18 protein-coding genes and 4 tRNA genes are annotated in these 14,694 nt (G+C 63.3%); 12 read left to right on the top strand and 10 right to left on the bottom strand.

Going from position 1 to position 14,694, the window contains the following annotated elements:
- Nucleotides 1-27: 27 nt before the first annotated feature.
- The 3 genes from ACP26O_RS05440 to ACP26O_RS05430 form a co-directional block, all read right to left on the bottom strand.
- The gene (locus tag ACP26O_RS05440) at nucleotides 28-411 is read right to left on the bottom strand and encodes a hypothetical protein (RefSeq protein ID WP_426356322.1); all 384 of its coding nucleotides are present in this window, start codon (nucleotides 409-411) and stop codon (nucleotides 28-30) included.
- Complete coding sequence (locus ACP26O_RS05435; RefSeq protein WP_069232778.1) at nucleotides 398-943, bottom strand: hypothetical protein; 546 nt, start codon at nucleotides 941-943, stop codon at nucleotides 398-400. The genes ACP26O_RS05440 and ACP26O_RS05435 overlap by 14 nt, the downstream gene beginning before the upstream one ends.
- Nucleotides 944-1,028: 85 nt before the next feature.
- Nucleotides 1,029-1,253, bottom strand: a complete 225-nt coding sequence (locus ACP26O_RS05430; protein ID WP_059456070.1) for a hypothetical protein — start codon at nucleotides 1,251-1,253, stop codon at nucleotides 1,029-1,031.
- Between the two features lie 14 nt (nucleotides 1,254-1,267).
- On the opposite strand from ACP26O_RS05430, the gene ACP26O_RS05425 reads away from it, so the two are divergent.
- The 9 genes from ACP26O_RS05425 (at nucleotide 1,268) to ACP26O_RS05385 (ending at nucleotide 6,178) form a co-directional block, all read left to right on the top strand.
- A complete protein-coding gene (locus ACP26O_RS05425; protein WP_426356305.1) occupies nucleotides 1,268-1,879 on the top strand; it encodes a helix-turn-helix domain-containing protein in 612 nt (203 codons plus the stop codon).
- The gene (locus ACP26O_RS05420) at nucleotides 1,824-2,288 is read left to right on the top strand and encodes a hypothetical protein (RefSeq protein WP_426356304.1); all 465 of its coding nucleotides are present in this window, start codon (nucleotides 1,824-1,826) and stop codon (nucleotides 2,286-2,288) included. Before ACP26O_RS05425 ends, ACP26O_RS05420 begins: the two co-directional genes overlap by 56 nt.
- A gap of 129 nt (nucleotides 2,289-2,417) precedes the next feature.
- The gene (locus tag ACP26O_RS05415; RefSeq protein ID WP_426356303.1) at nucleotides 2,418-2,636 is read left to right on the top strand and encodes a hypothetical protein; all 219 of its coding nucleotides are present in this window, start codon (nucleotides 2,418-2,420) and stop codon (nucleotides 2,634-2,636) included.
- Nucleotides 2,637-2,686: 50 nt separating this feature from the next.
- Entirely contained in the window at nucleotides 2,687-3,049 is a 363-nt protein-coding gene (locus tag ACP26O_RS05410; protein ID WP_426356302.1) for a beta-hexosaminidase, read from the top strand.
- Nucleotides 3,049-4,635 carry a ParB/RepB/Spo0J family partition protein gene (locus ACP26O_RS05405; RefSeq protein ID WP_426356301.1) on the top strand — a complete coding sequence of 529 codons (1,587 nt, stop codon included), beginning with the start codon at nucleotides 3,049-3,051 and terminating at the stop codon, nucleotides 4,633-4,635. Before ACP26O_RS05410 ends, ACP26O_RS05405 begins: the two co-directional genes overlap by 1 nt.
- Nucleotides 4,632-5,108: a hypothetical protein gene (locus ACP26O_RS05400; protein WP_426356300.1), complete on the top strand. Its 477-nt coding sequence runs from the start codon at nucleotides 4,632-4,634 to the stop codon at nucleotides 5,106-5,108. Before ACP26O_RS05405 ends, ACP26O_RS05400 begins: the two co-directional genes overlap by 4 nt.
- Nucleotides 5,105-5,566, top strand: coding sequence for a hypothetical protein (locus ACP26O_RS05395; protein WP_176016910.1), 462 nt, complete (start codon nucleotides 5,105-5,107; stop codon nucleotides 5,564-5,566). Before ACP26O_RS05400 ends, ACP26O_RS05395 begins: the two co-directional genes overlap by 4 nt.
- Before the next feature lie 16 nt (nucleotides 5,567-5,582).
- Nucleotides 5,583-5,843 carry a hypothetical protein gene (locus tag ACP26O_RS05390; protein WP_426356299.1) on the top strand — a complete coding sequence of 87 codons (261 nt, stop codon included), beginning with the start codon at nucleotides 5,583-5,585 and terminating at the stop codon, nucleotides 5,841-5,843.
- The gene (locus ACP26O_RS05385; protein WP_074800689.1) at nucleotides 5,840-6,178 is read left to right on the top strand and encodes a helix-turn-helix domain-containing protein; all 339 of its coding nucleotides are present in this window, start codon (nucleotides 5,840-5,842) and stop codon (nucleotides 6,176-6,178) included. Before ACP26O_RS05390 ends, ACP26O_RS05385 begins: the two co-directional genes overlap by 4 nt.
- A gap of 36 nt (nucleotides 6,179-6,214) precedes the next feature.
- Here ACP26O_RS05385 and ACP26O_RS05380 read toward each other — a convergent pair whose 3' ends face one another.
- The 7 genes from ACP26O_RS05380 to uvrC all read right to left on the bottom strand — a co-directional run bounded on the left by ACP26O_RS05380 (nucleotide 6,215) and on the right by uvrC (nucleotide 10,981).
- A complete protein-coding gene (locus tag ACP26O_RS05380; protein ID WP_426356298.1) occupies nucleotides 6,215-7,414 on the bottom strand; it encodes a site-specific integrase in 1,200 nt (399 codons plus the stop codon).
- Nucleotides 7,415-7,585: 171 nt separating this feature from the next.
- Nucleotides 7,586-7,659 (bottom strand) — tRNA-Cys (locus ACP26O_RS05375).
- A gap of 100 nt (nucleotides 7,660-7,759) precedes the next feature.
- Nucleotides 7,760-7,835: transfer RNA gene (locus tag ACP26O_RS05370), tRNA-Gly, on the bottom strand.
- A gap of 50 nt (nucleotides 7,836-7,885) precedes the next feature.
- Nucleotides 7,886-7,961 (bottom strand) — tRNA-Gly (locus ACP26O_RS05365).
- 52 nt (nucleotides 7,962-8,013) lie between these two features.
- Nucleotides 8,014-8,089, bottom strand: a tRNA-Gly gene (locus ACP26O_RS05360).
- Between the two features lie 141 nt (nucleotides 8,090-8,230).
- Nucleotides 8,231-8,818: a CDP-diacylglycerol--glycerol-3-phosphate 3-phosphatidyltransferase gene (pgsA, locus tag ACP26O_RS05355; RefSeq protein ID WP_006757520.1), complete on the bottom strand. Its 588-nt coding sequence runs from the start codon at nucleotides 8,816-8,818 to the stop codon at nucleotides 8,231-8,233.
- Between the two features lie 108 nt (nucleotides 8,819-8,926).
- Entirely contained in the window at nucleotides 8,927-10,981 is a 2,055-nt protein-coding gene (gene uvrC, locus ACP26O_RS05350) for an excinuclease ABC subunit UvrC (protein ID WP_175664028.1), read from the bottom strand.
- Nucleotides 10,982-11,056: 75 nt separating this feature from the next.
- Between uvrC and earP the strand changes: the two genes are divergently transcribed.
- From earP to ACP26O_RS05335, 3 genes are all read left to right on the top strand, one after another.
- Nucleotides 11,057-12,250 carry an elongation factor P maturation arginine rhamnosyltransferase EarP gene (earP, locus tag ACP26O_RS05345; RefSeq protein WP_175664029.1) on the top strand — a complete coding sequence of 398 codons (1,194 nt, stop codon included), beginning with the start codon at nucleotides 11,057-11,059 and terminating at the stop codon, nucleotides 12,248-12,250.
- Between the two features lie 139 nt (nucleotides 12,251-12,389).
- Nucleotides 12,390-12,947 (top strand): elongation factor P, encoded by a 558-nt coding sequence (efp, locus tag ACP26O_RS05340; protein WP_006751871.1) that lies wholly within the window; start codon nucleotides 12,390-12,392, stop codon nucleotides 12,945-12,947.
- 272 nt (nucleotides 12,948-13,219) lie between these two features.
- On the top strand, nucleotides 13,220-14,605 hold the full coding sequence (locus ACP26O_RS05335) for a sigma-54-dependent transcriptional regulator (RefSeq protein WP_175656041.1): 1,386 nt from the start codon (nucleotides 13,220-13,222) through the stop codon (nucleotides 14,603-14,605).
- Nucleotides 14,606-14,694: the final 89 nt, after the last annotated feature.

Below are 14,694 nucleotides of genomic sequence, written 5' to 3'. Positions count from 1 at the left end.
CCCGTTCACGTTCACATCTGTCTCCGGTTATTTGCCGCGCAGTCGACGCCATTCCGCCGACATGAGATCGTCGAACGCGGCAAGGTCCAGCGCGCAGAGACGATCGGTAAGCTGGTCGCGGAACGCGTGACGTTCCGCCTTGGTCGCAAGCGCGGCGCATGCGCGCGCAGCTCGCTCGATGAACAAGCGCACGCGCCCGGCTGCGCTCGCTTCCGCGAGAATCGGAGCGAGGCGATCGGGGAAGGCGGCGATCAGTTCGGATAGCAAGCGCCCCGCTTCGGCGGGGGCATACTCGAATCGGGATGCGAGCGTCGTGACAGCGCACGCCGATTGCTGCTCAAGCGAGCAGCAAAGGCCGATATGCTCACGGTCCGGACGACAGCACTCCATGCCGGGCTTAAACCGCTCCATGACGACGACGGCGACGTGCGGCCAGGTTACGAGCAGCATGGATCAAGCGCTGGAACAGACGCTGACCCTTGCGACCGGTCGCGATGATCTGCTCCGCCCTGCCGTCATCGATGCGCTGCTCCCCAAGAACGCGCGTCACGTCGTCTGCGACGCGGCCGACGTGAGCCTGAAGGTGCAAGGCGGTCGAGACCAGATGCACGTCGACACCCGGCCCGATGTCGTCATCAGCGCCATGCTCGTCGACGTATTCGGCAACCAGCCCGAAACGCGCATTCAGCGCATGGAGCGCATCGAGCGCGTGCGCCTTTGCCTCGGTCTTTTCTTGCATCCATTCGATCAGCAGCTCGAACATTTCCATCGACAAGCGACTGTCGCCTACACCACGCAGGCGCAGACGAAGCGATTCCGGCGTGATGTTTTTCCCGCGCCGGACCGTGAGGTGGTTCGCCGCGTCGGCGACACCACCGGGCGTGTTGCGAACGGACGTATAGAGCACGTCCAGCCATTCGGTACTGTCGTATCGGCAGGTCATATTGGGTATTGAGCGGAAGCGGCTTTCATCCTGTCGCGGCGCACGAGCCACGATTACGATTCGGCCAATGGATAAACGGACGAAGTCAATGCACCGCAGGTTGTGCCGCGCGCGATACCGGGTGATCGGCGAAGTGGTCGTAGAGCGCCTGGACGGTCGACACGCGCGGATCACGATGGATGCGCAGAGCGATCTTTGTCAGCGTTTGGTAAGGGATGCCGCATTGGCGGGAAATTTCCGGCCACGCGCCTTTGGCTGCGTCAAGGTTGCGCAGCACGGTTGCGAGCATCGGTTCTTTGTTGTTCCGCATCGGACGATCCTTGGATGATGACCGCCCCAATAATATCCCATTCGGGATATACACTCAACGCCTACCGCCAGGCCAATATCTCGCAAGGGATTGCTCTTTCGCGGCAATATGCAGCCATGAATAAGATGCCGCTTCGGAAAATCTTGGCGCGGAACATTCGCCGGCACATGGAGGCGAACGAAAACATCCGCACGCAAGTGCAGCTCGGCAAAGCCGCTGGCGTGGCCCAGAGCAGTATTGCCCGCGTACTTAAGGGTGAAGTCGACACCCAGCTCTTCGTTATTGAAGCGATCGCCGAGGCTATCGGCGTGCCACCCGGATCGCTCCTCATGGATGACGAAGTCGAGCAGGAATTGCTGCGCTTCAATCGATCGCTTGTGGCCGCGCTACCGCCCTCCGAGAAAGCCAAGATCGAGAGCTACATCGAGTTCGTTTTGAGCCAGACGGAAGCCGTTCACGTTGAAGACGACGGCTCCCTCAGCATCTCAGAAGAAGTCCCGGCGACAAGCGAATCTAGACGCCGCGCCGGTGTGGCTGCTCAACGTCCATTATCAAATGAAACGGTGAGCAATGAGAAACCACGCCGCGAAACAGCATTCCGAGAGACCAGAAAGCAGCGCCGATAACGTCTACCACCTTTCGAATCACGACCTCAATCTTCGGCACCGCGCAATTCGCGAACATCTTCGCGACCAGCTAGCCCGGCACGCCGAAGAGTCGATCGTTGCAATCGCCTGCGTGACCATGCAGGCCGACGGAACGATCAGCATCTCCGCCAAAGGAATCGAAGCCGATCTCGCCGACGACATGCTCGACGGCCTGGGACACTTGTCGGCCCGAATTCGCCACCACACAAAGGGAAAGCCAAAGCCCGGCGGCCGGCAGCGCGGATATGCTGTAGTCGGCTTAATGGCAGCCGTTGCGCTACTCGCCTTCGCGTACGTCAACGAGATACCGTGGCTCGATTGCGCCACCGTACTCGCGGGCCAGCTACTCGCCCCCTTTAGCAGTCGCACCCGCGCCTCACGCCAATAACCCCATCGCCCCGCCATCCCCTGCGGGGTATTCTCAGGCATAAATATCCCGATGGGGATTGACATACAAATATCCTAACGGGGATACTTCGACTGTCGCGTCGCCCGACGCTCAACCGGAGATCCCACCATGAAACCCAATGATCTGAACGCGGAAGCCCGTCAGGACTGGCTCCGCGACGAGCAGGCACCCCGCGTCACCCCATCCGAACCCGCCCGCCAAAGCAACTTTGAGAAGTCGCCGATCTTCCGCTGGACGGTCGTTGCCGCCCTCTTGTTCGTTGCGGTAAACGTGTTCCAAGACGATCCGGTCGTCGTCCCGACGACCGCTTACCAAGTCACAGTCTGAACCGCCCCGACCCTGCCGGGGCAAGCGACCCCGGCGTCATGGAGACCACCATGCCGCGCATCAAAATCAAAGCCGAACCCCTCTTCGATGTCGAACGTCGAGATACCCTCTCGCTTCGCACCATCACGCGATACGACCGAAACGCTCGCCGTCCGTCGACCCCGATTCTGATCGGGAAGTACATAGTCGGACGCCGCCCGCTCCCGGACAGCGTACATACGGAATATTTGATCCTCGACGGTACAGAGATCGCCCGCCGGCAGATATCGATTCCGGACGAAGGCAACTGCGCCGACGCAATCAAGCGCCTGCGCGACGCCAAGCGCGCAGCGGGTGTCGAGGCGTCGAGTGCGATCGATAAAGCGAAGACGCGTAGCAAGACGCGGACGGCGGCGACGCAGGAGGTCGCGTAATGGACGACCGCACGCAACAGCTCGACCTCACCGCGCCGATCCCGACCGGCAACATCAAGGCCGCAGCCGCAGCGGCCGGCGCAACGTCTGCGGATCTATGGATGGTCCCGTACGAACAACTTCACTATGACCCGTCCGACAACATCCGACCGGTCGATCCCGAATGGGTGACGCACCTCACTGCACTGATGATGGAGAACGGGTACGACAAAGGTTCGCCGCTCCATTGCTACGCACGAAAGGTCGCCGGCAAGGATCTGCTGTACGTGTATAAGGGACAGCACCGCTATCTTGCGGCCGGCAAGGCAATTGAAGCAGGCAAGGACATCGGCAAGATCCCGGTCGTTGTCCGAGACGCCAAGACGGTCAACCGTGCCGAAATGGTGATCGACGGCTATCTCAGCAACAACGGCAAATCGTCGTCGCCGCTTGATCTGGCCGCTGCCGTTGCAGAGCTGCGTGACATTCACGGTATGACGCTAGCCGCCATCTGCAAGCGCCTGAATGTCACTGACCAAACGATCCGCGACGTCGGTCTGCTCGAACGGGCACCGGCTGAACTGCATCAGCTCGTACGGAAGGGCCAATGTACCGGCACACTGGCGATTGAGCAGATCCGCCTGCACGGCGGCGACAAGGCGCTCGAACGCATCGTCGTCGGGATCGCCAAAGCCGCTGAAGCCGGCAAGACGAAGGTGACGAAGAAGTACCTCGAAGCAGCGCCCCTGCTCGATAGGCAGCCCAAGCCGGAACCCTCGCCCGAGCACGCAGCCCCCGCCAACGCCGCACCGCTCGCCGCGTCGACGACCGCGGAAGCCACCATCGAGCCGCAGGCGCCGATGCAGGCAGCGTCGCGGCAAAGCGCCCCCGCCAAGATCAGCGAGAAGCAGTCAAAGCAACTTTTCCAGGCCCTGCAGGTTGTACTCCATGACAAGAATTTTGGCCGACTGGCAAAGCCGACGATCGAAGCAGTTCATGCAGCGCTGCTGCCTCTCACTGAGCTACTGGACGACCCCACATCGCGAAAGGTCTGGCCGGTCACGGAGCCGGACGAGAACGGCGGGTGCAAGCCCGTCGAGTGCGTGCGTGGACCCGAACGATCCGGTCGTATCAAGGGCCCCCTCGCTCATATTCGCATCGCGCAACCGAGTCCCGGAGCATGGATTTATGCGATCGAATACAACACCGGGACCAGCTTTGCGAGCGAACCTCTGAAGGTATCTCCGCAAACGCGCGCAGTGTGGACACGCGTTCAGGCCATTCGCTCTGGCGCTGCGCGGCTGATCGACACCATCAAGTCACCCGTCCACGGGCAGACCAAGGCAGAGCAAGCCGCGTTTAAGCAGATCCTCGCGTGGGCGCACGAGATCATCGCCATGCCCGACCCCGACATGACCGCCGAATTCTCCGCAGCCACCGCCAAAGGGGAACGCCCGGACCTCAGTGACGTATTGACGGCCATCGAGCATAAGCGTCGGATCAAATCGAACTCGGAGCTGCTGACAGCTGCATTCCCGGCGCGAAAAGCGAAGCCCGGTCTAGATCCCGCGTCCGCATGGCCGTTCCCGACAGGAGCCGCAAATTGACCTCGCGCCCGGCCCTTTCTACCCCACGTCCGCTGCCGCGAAAGCGGGAACACGCGAAGAAGCGCCCGGCTATCGCACTGGCGAGCGTCAACGGTACGTCGATGCAGTCGAACAACGACGGGCTGACGCCCGCAACAGCTATCCAGAAAGACGAAGCGCCGCTCGCGCGGCGCAAACCTATCCAGATGAACGAAGCCTTGGCGGATACCCGCCAAGGCAGACTCGCGCGATTCGACGCCCTTCGCGTCGAAATCCGCGCGTTGATCGCTGAGATCTCGCACGCGGCCGACATCGAACTGCTTGACCTGATGTCCGACGAGATCGGCTCGTTCGCCCGCCACAAGGCCGCGCAGGATGCGCGCACCTGGGCAGCAACCGCCGGGATCACGCTGGAAACCGGCCTGATGCAGCTTGGCCGTGCACTGCCGCAACGTGAGCCAGATTCAAAGAACCAAGGATTCGAATTGAAATGATCCCATCACGGAACAATCCGGCCGAAGTGTACGGACTTAAGCCAATCAGGCAAGACAGCAAAGGCCCTCTTTTTAGCAACCTCGATACGCTGACGATGGTTGCGAATTACATCAACGCCGACTCTCACTACTTTCAACGCCGACTTAAAGACATGAACACCGATTTCGCAAAGGCTGAATCCACCACGCAAGATGCAATCGCCCTCTTCGAACGCTCGCTGTCCCGCATGATCGATGCCGAGAAGCAAGTCTCTGAGTCGACGAAAAAAGCGGCGGGGAGTGTTCGGAAGTCGGCAAACGAACTCGGCGACACGATGCAACGTCTCCTGAAAACGGCCGACATTGACCGCCTTGAACGTTATGCCACCGTCCTCGAACGCATGGCAACCGCAATGCAAGCATTGGCGATCTTGGAGATCGACGGCAAGCTCGATCGTATCGTCAGCGCCATTCGATAATGGGGAGCGTTAGCCGATGACAACGCCTCCGAAGCGCGCAGTCCAGTTTCGTCTCGAACTGCAGGCAAACACAGTTGATCACCTTGTCACCGCACTTACCGATCTCGCCGCGCAGATCAGTGCTAACCGGTTGAGCGCACATGCGATCAGCGGCGGCGCCTTCAGCAGCCACGAATGCTGGCTTACCGTCGCGGATCACCCGACGCACGCCGAATACATCGAGCAACTGGAGCAATGGCGCGACCGCATCACTGCAGATCGAGGAGGTAACGCGTGAGGACGCTTGACCTGATCGAGTGCGCGGAATTCCTGAAGATCGACCGCACGACGCTGCTCGACATCGTCCATCGGGGCGACATCCTTGGTGCCAAGATCGGCCGAGCATGGGTCTTTCTGGAGGACGACGTCGTGGCCTACCTACGTGAACAGGTGCAGGCGCAAACGCAGAAGCGGATCGAACAGATCCGGTGCGGATCGCCAGCAACTGACGCCCGAGTCGACAAGGCAATCCGAAAGCAACTTTCGCAGACGGACCCGCGCCGGCCCGGCCGCAAAGCACGCCCCCTTCCACGCCTCCCCGAAATGGACGCACCGGCCGCAATGGCCGCGTGATCGCTCCAGACCCACCCCGGCCACCCGGCCGGGGTCTCACCAAAGCCTTTCGGCGAGATCGCTCCCCCGCAGGTTTGCGTACCGCATCAAGACCTTGGGATTCGTGTGTCCCGTGATCTTCGCGATCTGAACGTCACTCAACGTCGTACGCTCGTACAGCCTCGACGTCGCCTCGTGCCGCAGGTCATGGAACACAAGATCCGAGCAACCTGCCGCGTCGAATATCCGCCCGAACTGCGCCGATAGCCGGGACGAGACGCGAGCAAGCACCTTGCGCTTGAGCAGCTGCACGCCCTCGGCCCGCATCGACGCCTCCATAGCGCCAACCCACGGGAACAAGCGGCCGGAGTCGAAGGTGAAACCGTTCATCTCTGGATCGCCGCCATTCACGGCGACGATGTACCGCTCGTACGCGGCTATCGCGATCGTCGTGAGCGGCACCGAGCGCTTGCTGCCGTTCTTCGTCTTCTCAAGGGAGACCGTCCGCCGAGCAACATCAAACTGGTCGACCTCCAGCGTGTACATTTCCCGCATCCGCATGGCGGACTCGATGCCAAGCTCGAAAAGGAACACCAGCGCCGGCCGGTACGGGAGATCGAACGCACGCTCGCGGCCGTTTGGCTTCCCGCCGGCCATCAGTCGTCGAATCTCGGCCTGCTCCGCCTCGCTCGGCCGCCGATCCCGGTGTACGTCCTCTTTCGCGTCGACATCCTGCGCCTCGACCGCGACCCGATCTTCATCAGTGTAGGTTGCGTATCGCTTCGGGAGCAGGCGGAGAGGGTTAGTCGCCAACATCGGCGTGCCCGATCTCACCACCCAATCGAAGCAGCGAGCCAACGCACCGACGTAGTGCCGGATCGTTGACGGCGAAAGGTGGTCATGTCGCTTCATGGCGGTCACCCACTGCTCGACCCACTGGTAATCGAGTGTCGCAAGCGACTTTGCTTTGATGGCCGCTCGTCCGAGGAGCGCATTGAGCACCTGGACGTCGGAATCAGGGACCGATACGCGGCGCAGGTACGCTCGAATGGCGTCCCCCGTTGTCGCGATCGCTTCGCGTTGCTCGACCACTTCGTCCGGCACGATGCCGGCGTCCAGCAGCTGCTCCAATCGGGCGACGTACGCGTCGCCTTCTTCCTCAGTGTCAAAGGTCAGGGAAAGTGGCTTTGGTAGCAGCTTCGCCCGTTTGATCGTGTATTCCCACGTGCCGGACGGCCGCAGTCGTTTGTTCGCCATGCCTAGATGAACTCGCCTCGATTGCCAATTAGCCGATTGACGGGTGGTTGGCGTCGGTTTTTAGTTGGTTACAGGCGACTTTTTACCACTCTAGGCAACTCTATTACAAGAATGAAAGCGACGCAGAAAAAAGAAAAGCCCTGACGAATCAGGGCTTTATCTCGTTCTACTTGGAGGCGCGAGCCGGAGTCGAACCGGCCTAAACGGCTTTGCAGGCCGCTGCATAACCGCTTTGCTATCGCGCCAAAAGCGGACTGTCCGGATGCCGTGAAGGCAAGCGACAGATTTTTATTCGAGGACCATCAGTCCATCAAATAAAAAGGGAAGCGAGGCTTCCCCATTACCTGGAGCGGGAGACGAGTCTCGAACTCGCGACCTCAACCTTGGCAAGGTTGCGCTCTACCAACTGAGCTACTCCCGCATTGTCCTGCACCTGCAGCGCTTTGCCGTACAACGCGCTGCCAGAAAATCTGGAGCGGGAGACGAGTCTCGAACTCGCGACCTCAACCTTGGCAAGGTTGCGCTCTACCAACTGAGCTACTCCCGCATATGTCCTGCATCTGCAGCGCTTTGCCGTACAACACGCTGCCAGAAAAATCTGGAGCGGGAGACGAGTCTCGAACTCGCGACCTCAACCTTGGCAAGGTTGCGCTCTACCAACTGAGCTACTCCCGCGTATTGCTGCCTACTGCTTCCGTCACACACTTACTTCGTCGTGCAGCGGAGAAGCGAGATTATGGCGAAGGCACATTCGTGTGTCAAGAGCTTTTCCAGCCCTTTTTACAAAAACCGGTGCGATCGAATCGGACGATCACGTCATGCGCCGCCGCGCTCGCGGATCTGCGGCCATGCGAGCTTCATGTAGTACAGCATCGACCAGATCGTCAGCACCGCCGCGAGATACATCAGCCACTCGCCCCACACGCGCGTGTCGATCGTCGCGATGCCGAGCGGCAGCGGGCCGTAGTACAGCAGCATCGGAATCGCGACCATCTGGCACGCGGTCTTGAACTTGCCGAGCTGGTTCACCGCGACGCTCTTCGACGCACCGATCTGGGCCATCCATTCGCGCAGCGCCGAGATCGCGATCTCGCGACCGACGATCACCAGCGCGATCGCCGCATCGACCCGCGAAATCTGCACGAGGATCAGCAGCGCGGCCGTCACCATCAGCTTGTCCGCGACCGGATCGAGGAACGCGCCGAACGACGACGTCTGGTTCCACTTGCGGGCGAGAAACCCGTCGAACCAGTCGGTCAGCGCGGCGAGGATGAAGATCGCCGCTGCCGCGAGGTTGCGGTGCGCGCCGCCCATCACCGTGTCCGGCAGATAGAACACGCCGACGACGAGCGGAATCAGCACGATCCGGACCCACGTCAGGAAAATCGGGAAATTGAACGGCATGGCATGCGGGTCAGTAAGGGATTCGCAATTGTGCCGTGTCGACCGGCCTGCTACAAGGACGCAAGAACGCGAGAGCGCGGGCAGGCGCGGCCGGTCGCACGGCCTGGATCAGTGAAGCTGCTTGTAGATCTGCTCGGCGAGCGCGTGCGAGATACCCTCGACGCTCGCCAGTTCCTCGACGCTCGCGGCGACCACGCCGCGCAGCCCGCCGAATCGCGCGAGCAGCCGCTGACGGCGTTTCGCGCCGACCCCTTCGAGCTCCTCGAGCCGCGACGTCTGGCGTGCCTTCGCCCGCTTCGCGCGCATCCCGGTGATCGCAAAACGGTGCGCCTCGTCGCGGATCTGCGCGACGAGCATCAGCGCGGCGCTCTCCTTGCCGAGTTCGAGCGGCGTGCGGCCGTCCGCGAACACGAGCGTCTCGAGGCCGACCTTGCGCCCCTCGCCCTTCGCGACGCCAACCAGCATCGACGTGTCGAGCCCGAGCTCGGTGAATACCTGCCGCGCGATCTCGACCTGTCCCTTGCCGCCGTCGATCAGCACGATGTTCGGCAGCAAACTCGACGCCTCGGCCTCGCGCGTCGATTCGCCGTCGATGCCGGCTGCCGCGTCGGCGGCGGCCGCCTGCGCGGCCTGCTCGACCATCTTCTCGTAGCGGCGCGTCAGCACCTGCCGCATGGCCGCGTAATCGTCGCCCGGCGTGATGCCGGTGATGTTGTAGCGACGGTACTCGCCCGACTGCATCTTGTGATGGTGGTAGACGACGCACGACGCCTGCGTCGCCTCGCCCATCGTGTGACTGATGTCGAAACACTCGATCCGCAGCATCGCGAGATCGTCGCATTCGAAGCTGAGCGTCTCCGCGAGCGCGCGCGTGCGCGCCTGCTGCGAGCCCTGCTCGGACAGCAGCCGCGCAAGCGCGAGCCGGGCATTCTGTTCGGCCATCGACAGCCATGCGCGCCGCTGCCCCTGCGGCTGCCGCACCAGCGAAACCTTGTGACCGGCCTGCTCGGACAGCAGCTCGAGCAGGTCGCGGCTCGCGGGCGCATGGCTCACGACCAGCACGGGCGGCACGCGATTGCCGAGATAGTGCTGCGCGATGAACGCATCGAGCACCTCGGCCTCGACCGATGCCGACGATGCGCCCGACGCCGACGGCGCCGCGTCTCGCGCGCCAGCAGCTTCGTCCGCGGGCTCGCCGGGCAACGCCGCGGCGGCTTCGTCGGCACCATCCGCGCCGTCGGTTTCGTCGCCGAGCCCGCCCTCGGCAAGCGTCAGCGCACTTTCGACATGCGCCGGGAAATAGGCCTTGTCGCCAAGATGCCGGCCGCCGCGCACCATCGCCAGGTTCACGCACACGCGTCCGCCCTGCGCGACCACCGCCAGGATGTCGACGTCGCTGTCGCTGCCGACCTCGATCGCCTGCTGGTGCAGCACCGTCGCGAGCGAACTCATCTGGTTGCGCACGGCCGCCGCCTGCTCGAACTTCAGCTCGGCCGCGAACGCGTGCATCTTCTGCTCGAGCTCCTTCATCACTTCCGACTGCCGGCCGAGCAGGAAGCGCGCGGCGTTCGACACGTCGATCGCGTAGTCGTCCGCGGAAATCGCGCCGACGCACGGCGCCGTGCAGCGCCCGATCTGATGCAGCAGGCACGGCCGCGTGCGGTTGTTGAAGACCGAATCCTCGCAGGTGCGCAACTGGAAGACGCGCTGCAGGATCTGGATGCTCTCGCGCACGGCCCACGCGCTGGGGAACGGTCCGAAATACTGGTTCTGCTTGTCGACCGAGCCGCGGTAGTAGGCCATGCGCGGAAAGCGGTGCGCGGTGAGCTTCAGGTACGGATACGACTTGTCGTCGCGAAACAGGATGTTGTAGCGCGGCGCGAGCGCCTTGATCAGGTTGTTCTCGAGCAGCAGCGCCTCGGCCTCGGAGCGCGTGACGGTCGTCTCGATGCGCGCGATGCGCGTGACCATCATCGCGATGCGCGGCGACAGCTGCGTCTTCGTGAAATAGCTCGACACGCGCTTCTTCAGGTCGCGCGCCTTGCCGACGTAAAGCACGGCGCCCGCCGTGTCGTAGTAGCGGTAGACGCCCGGCATGTGCGGCAACTGGGCGAGGATCTTCTTCGGTTCGAACGGGATGTCGACGGCTTCTGGGGATGTCATGCGTGATCCGGGGGCCTTGTGGCGCGGAACGGGTCCATTAGAATCGCCAGTTTAGAGCATTCACCGCCCGCATCGATGCCCCGCACCGCCCCTGCCCCCGCTTCCGCTTCACCGCTCGCGCCCGACGAGCCGATCGCATGCGACCTCTTCTGCACCGTGATCGACAACTTCGGCGACGTCGGCGTGTGCTGGCGCCTCGCGCGCCAGCTCGCGCACGAACACGGCTGGCAGGTGCGCCTCTTCATCGACGACCTTCACACGTTCGCGCGGCTGCAGGCGGGCGTCGATCCCGAGGCGCCCCGGCAGACGCTCGACGGCATCGTGGTCGAACACTGGCATGCGGAAGTCGGCGATGCGCTCGAGATCGCCGATGTCGTGATCGAGGCGTTCGCATGCGAGCTGCCCGGCGCGTATCTCGCGGCGATGGCGCGCCGCACGCGCCGCCCTGTGTGGATCAATCTCGAATATCTGAGCGCCGAGGACTGGGTCGCCGATTTCCATTTGCGTCCGTCGCCGCATCCGCGCTACCCGTTGCTGAAGACGTTCTTCTTCCCGGGGCTGTCGGCCGGCACGGGCGGCGTGCTGAAAGAACGCGACCTCGACGCGCGCCGCACAGCCTTCGACGCGGACGCGGCGGCGCGTGCCGCGTGGTGGCGGCAGGCGACCGGCGACGCGCCGCCGGCGCCCGGCACGACGGTCGTCAGCCTGTTCGCGTATGAAAACCCGGCCGTCGACGCACTGCTCGCGCAGTGGCGCGACAGCCCGTCGCCCATCGTCGCGCTGGTGCCGGCCGGCCGCGTGTCTCCCGCCGTCGCGCGCTTTTTCGGGGTCGAATCGTTCGGCGCCGGCGCACGCGCGACGAACGGCAACCTGACCGCATACGGGCTCGCGTTCGTCCCGCAAGCCGACTTTGACCGGCTGCTGTGGGTAGCCGACGTCAATTTCGTGCGCGGCGAGGATTCGTTCGTCCGCGCGCAATGGGTTCGCAAGCCGTTCGTGTGGCACATCTACCCGCAGGCCGACGATGCGCACTTGCCGAAGCTCGACGCCGCGCTCGCGCACCTGTCGGCCGGCCTCGCCGACGCGCCGCGCACGGCGCTCGAGCGCTTCTGGCATGCGTGGAACGGCGTCGGCACGCCCGACTGGGGCGATTTGCTCCAGCATCGTGCCGCACTCGACGCCAACGCGGCCCGCTGGGCCGATGAGTTGGCGAGCGTCGGCGATCTCGCCGGAAAGCTGGCGGAATTCGCAAAATCTCAGTTAAAATAAGCGGTTATCCGACGGCTGACCACGCAAGCGCTCGCGTTCAAGGGGCGCTTGGCGCCCATCGGAACCCTCCCGCTTGCGCCGTCAGCCGTTGCGCAACGCTCAAGCATCTATTTATTTGATTGGATCAGGACAGTTTTTTATGAAGACCGCACAGGAACTCCGCGTAGGCAACGTCGTGCAGATCGGCAGCGACGCATGGGTCATCGCAAAGACGGAATACAACAAGTCGGGCCGTAACGCCGCCGTCGTCAAGATGAAGATGAAGAACCTGCTGACGAACGCAGGTCAGGAATCGGTCTACAAGGCCGACGACAAGTTCGACGTCGTCATGCTCGACCGCAAGGAAGTGACGTACTCGTACTTCGCGGACCCGATGTACGTGTTCATGGACGCCGACTACAACCAGTACGAAGTCGAAGCGGAAATGATGGGCGAAGCGCTGAACTACCTCGAAGACGGCATGGCTTGCGAAGTCGTGTTCTACAACGAGAAGGCGATCTCGGTCGAACTGCCGACGATCCTGGTTCGCGAGATCACCTACACGGAACCGGCCGTCAAGGGCGACACGTCGTCGGGCAAGGTGCTGAAGAACGCCAAGCTCGCAACGGGCTTCGAACTGCAAGTGCCGCTCTTCTGCAGCACCGGCGACAAGATCGAAATCGATACGCGCACGAACGAATACCGCAGCCGCGCGTAATCGCCTGCGATTTCCGTATCGAACAAAGCGCCCTGCGGGGCGCTTTTTATTTGCCTGCCGTCAACGGCAACAGAGGCTCCGGCACCATAGGCAACACAAAATCCAGCACTAAAGGTATTCAATTTGTATCATCGGTAACTGTTTTATAGCGATGGAGAAATAATGCCCGTCAGGCGTGCAGCGGGGCATAAAATCAGTCTTTAATCTGACATGCGGCTGCGGCTGGCTCGACGGCCGACAGCCCGCCTCTCTTGACTCGACTCGCGTCCACCATGCCACACGCCCTGATTGTCGAAGACGATCCCAACAGTCTGTCCGGCCTGACCGCGCTGCTTGCCGCAGACGGCTTCTCGGTCGACACGGCCACGTCGCTCGCCGAGGCACGCACGGCGCTCGGCCGCTCGATTCCCGACGTCGTCCTCGTCGACCTGAACCTGCCGGACGGCAGCGGGTTCGACCTGCTCCAGCATCTGCCGCAGCAGCAGCCGAACGGGTCGCTGCCGGTGATCGTGCTGACGGGCAACGCGACGGTGGAGAGCGCGATCGAGGGCCTGCGTCACGGCATCTGGGACTACCTGCTCAAGCCGATCAACATTCCGCGCCTGCGCAGCCTGCTGGCCCGGATTCCGCGGCCCTACGAACTGATCGACGAAGTGCGGACGCTGCGTGCGTCGCTGCGCCACCTCGGCCGCTTCGGCGCGCTGGTCGGCCGCAGCGAGGCGATGCAGCACGTGTACGACATGATCGAGCACAACGCCGGCACCGAAACGGCCGTGCTGTTCGCGGGCGAGGCCGGCACCGGCAAGAAGCTGGCCGCGCGCACGCTGCACGACCTGAGCCGGCGCCGCAAGGGGCCGTTCGTGTCGTTCGACTGCCGCACGATCGCGCAAGCCGGCCGTCACGGCGCGTCGCTCGACAGCATCCTGTTCGGTCATGAGCGCGGCGCGTTCGACGGCGCCGAGCGGCGCGAATCGGGCCTGTTCGAACAGGCCGGCGGCGGCACGCTGTGCCTCGACGAGATCACCGCACTGCCGCTCGTGCTGCAGGAGGCGCTGCTGCATGCGCTCGACTCGCAGAACTTCATGCGGATCGGCGGCACGAGCTCGATCGCGAGCGACTTCCGGCTGATCGCGACCACGCGCCGCTCGGCCCGCGACGCGGTCGCGAACGGCCTGCTGCGCGAGGATCTGTGGCTGCGTCTCGATGCGGCATCGATCACGATGCCGCCGCTGCGCGAGCGCGACGGCGATGCGCTCGCCATCGCCGATTCCCTGATCGACGAACTGAACCGCGACGCGCGCGCCACCGGCCGCGGCACGACCGACAAGCGCGCGGCGCAGGGCTTCGTGCGCGAATGCCTGTCCTACGAATGGCCCGGCAACGTGCGCGAACTGCAGGAGCGCGTGCGCTTCGCCTATGACGCGTCCGGCGACTTCATCGAGACGCTGCGCGCGGGCGAAGCGAGCTTCGCGGCCGGCGCCGCACTGAACGGCAGCAGCGTGCAGATCAAGGTCGGCACCCCGCTGTCCGACGTCGAGGATCTGCTGATCCGCGCGACGCTCGACGCGGTCGGCGGCACGCGCCATCGCGCGGCGACGCTGCTCGGCATCAGCCCCAAGACGCTGTACAACAAGCTGCAGCGGATGAAGGTCAACTGACCGGGCCGCCGTTGTCGGGGGCGCTAGCGAGAGTTGACGGTTAGTTGCGCAAAGACGTATCGCCCCGCGCTTCACGCCCCGATGAAAAA

Source organism: Burkholderia sp. R-40 (genome assembly GCF_049942845.1).
Lineage (GTDB): Bacteria > Pseudomonadota > Gammaproteobacteria > Burkholderiales > Burkholderiaceae > Burkholderia > Burkholderia ambifaria.
Note: the sequence above shows the minus strand (reverse complement) of the source record. Positions and strands in the feature narration are given on the sequence as shown.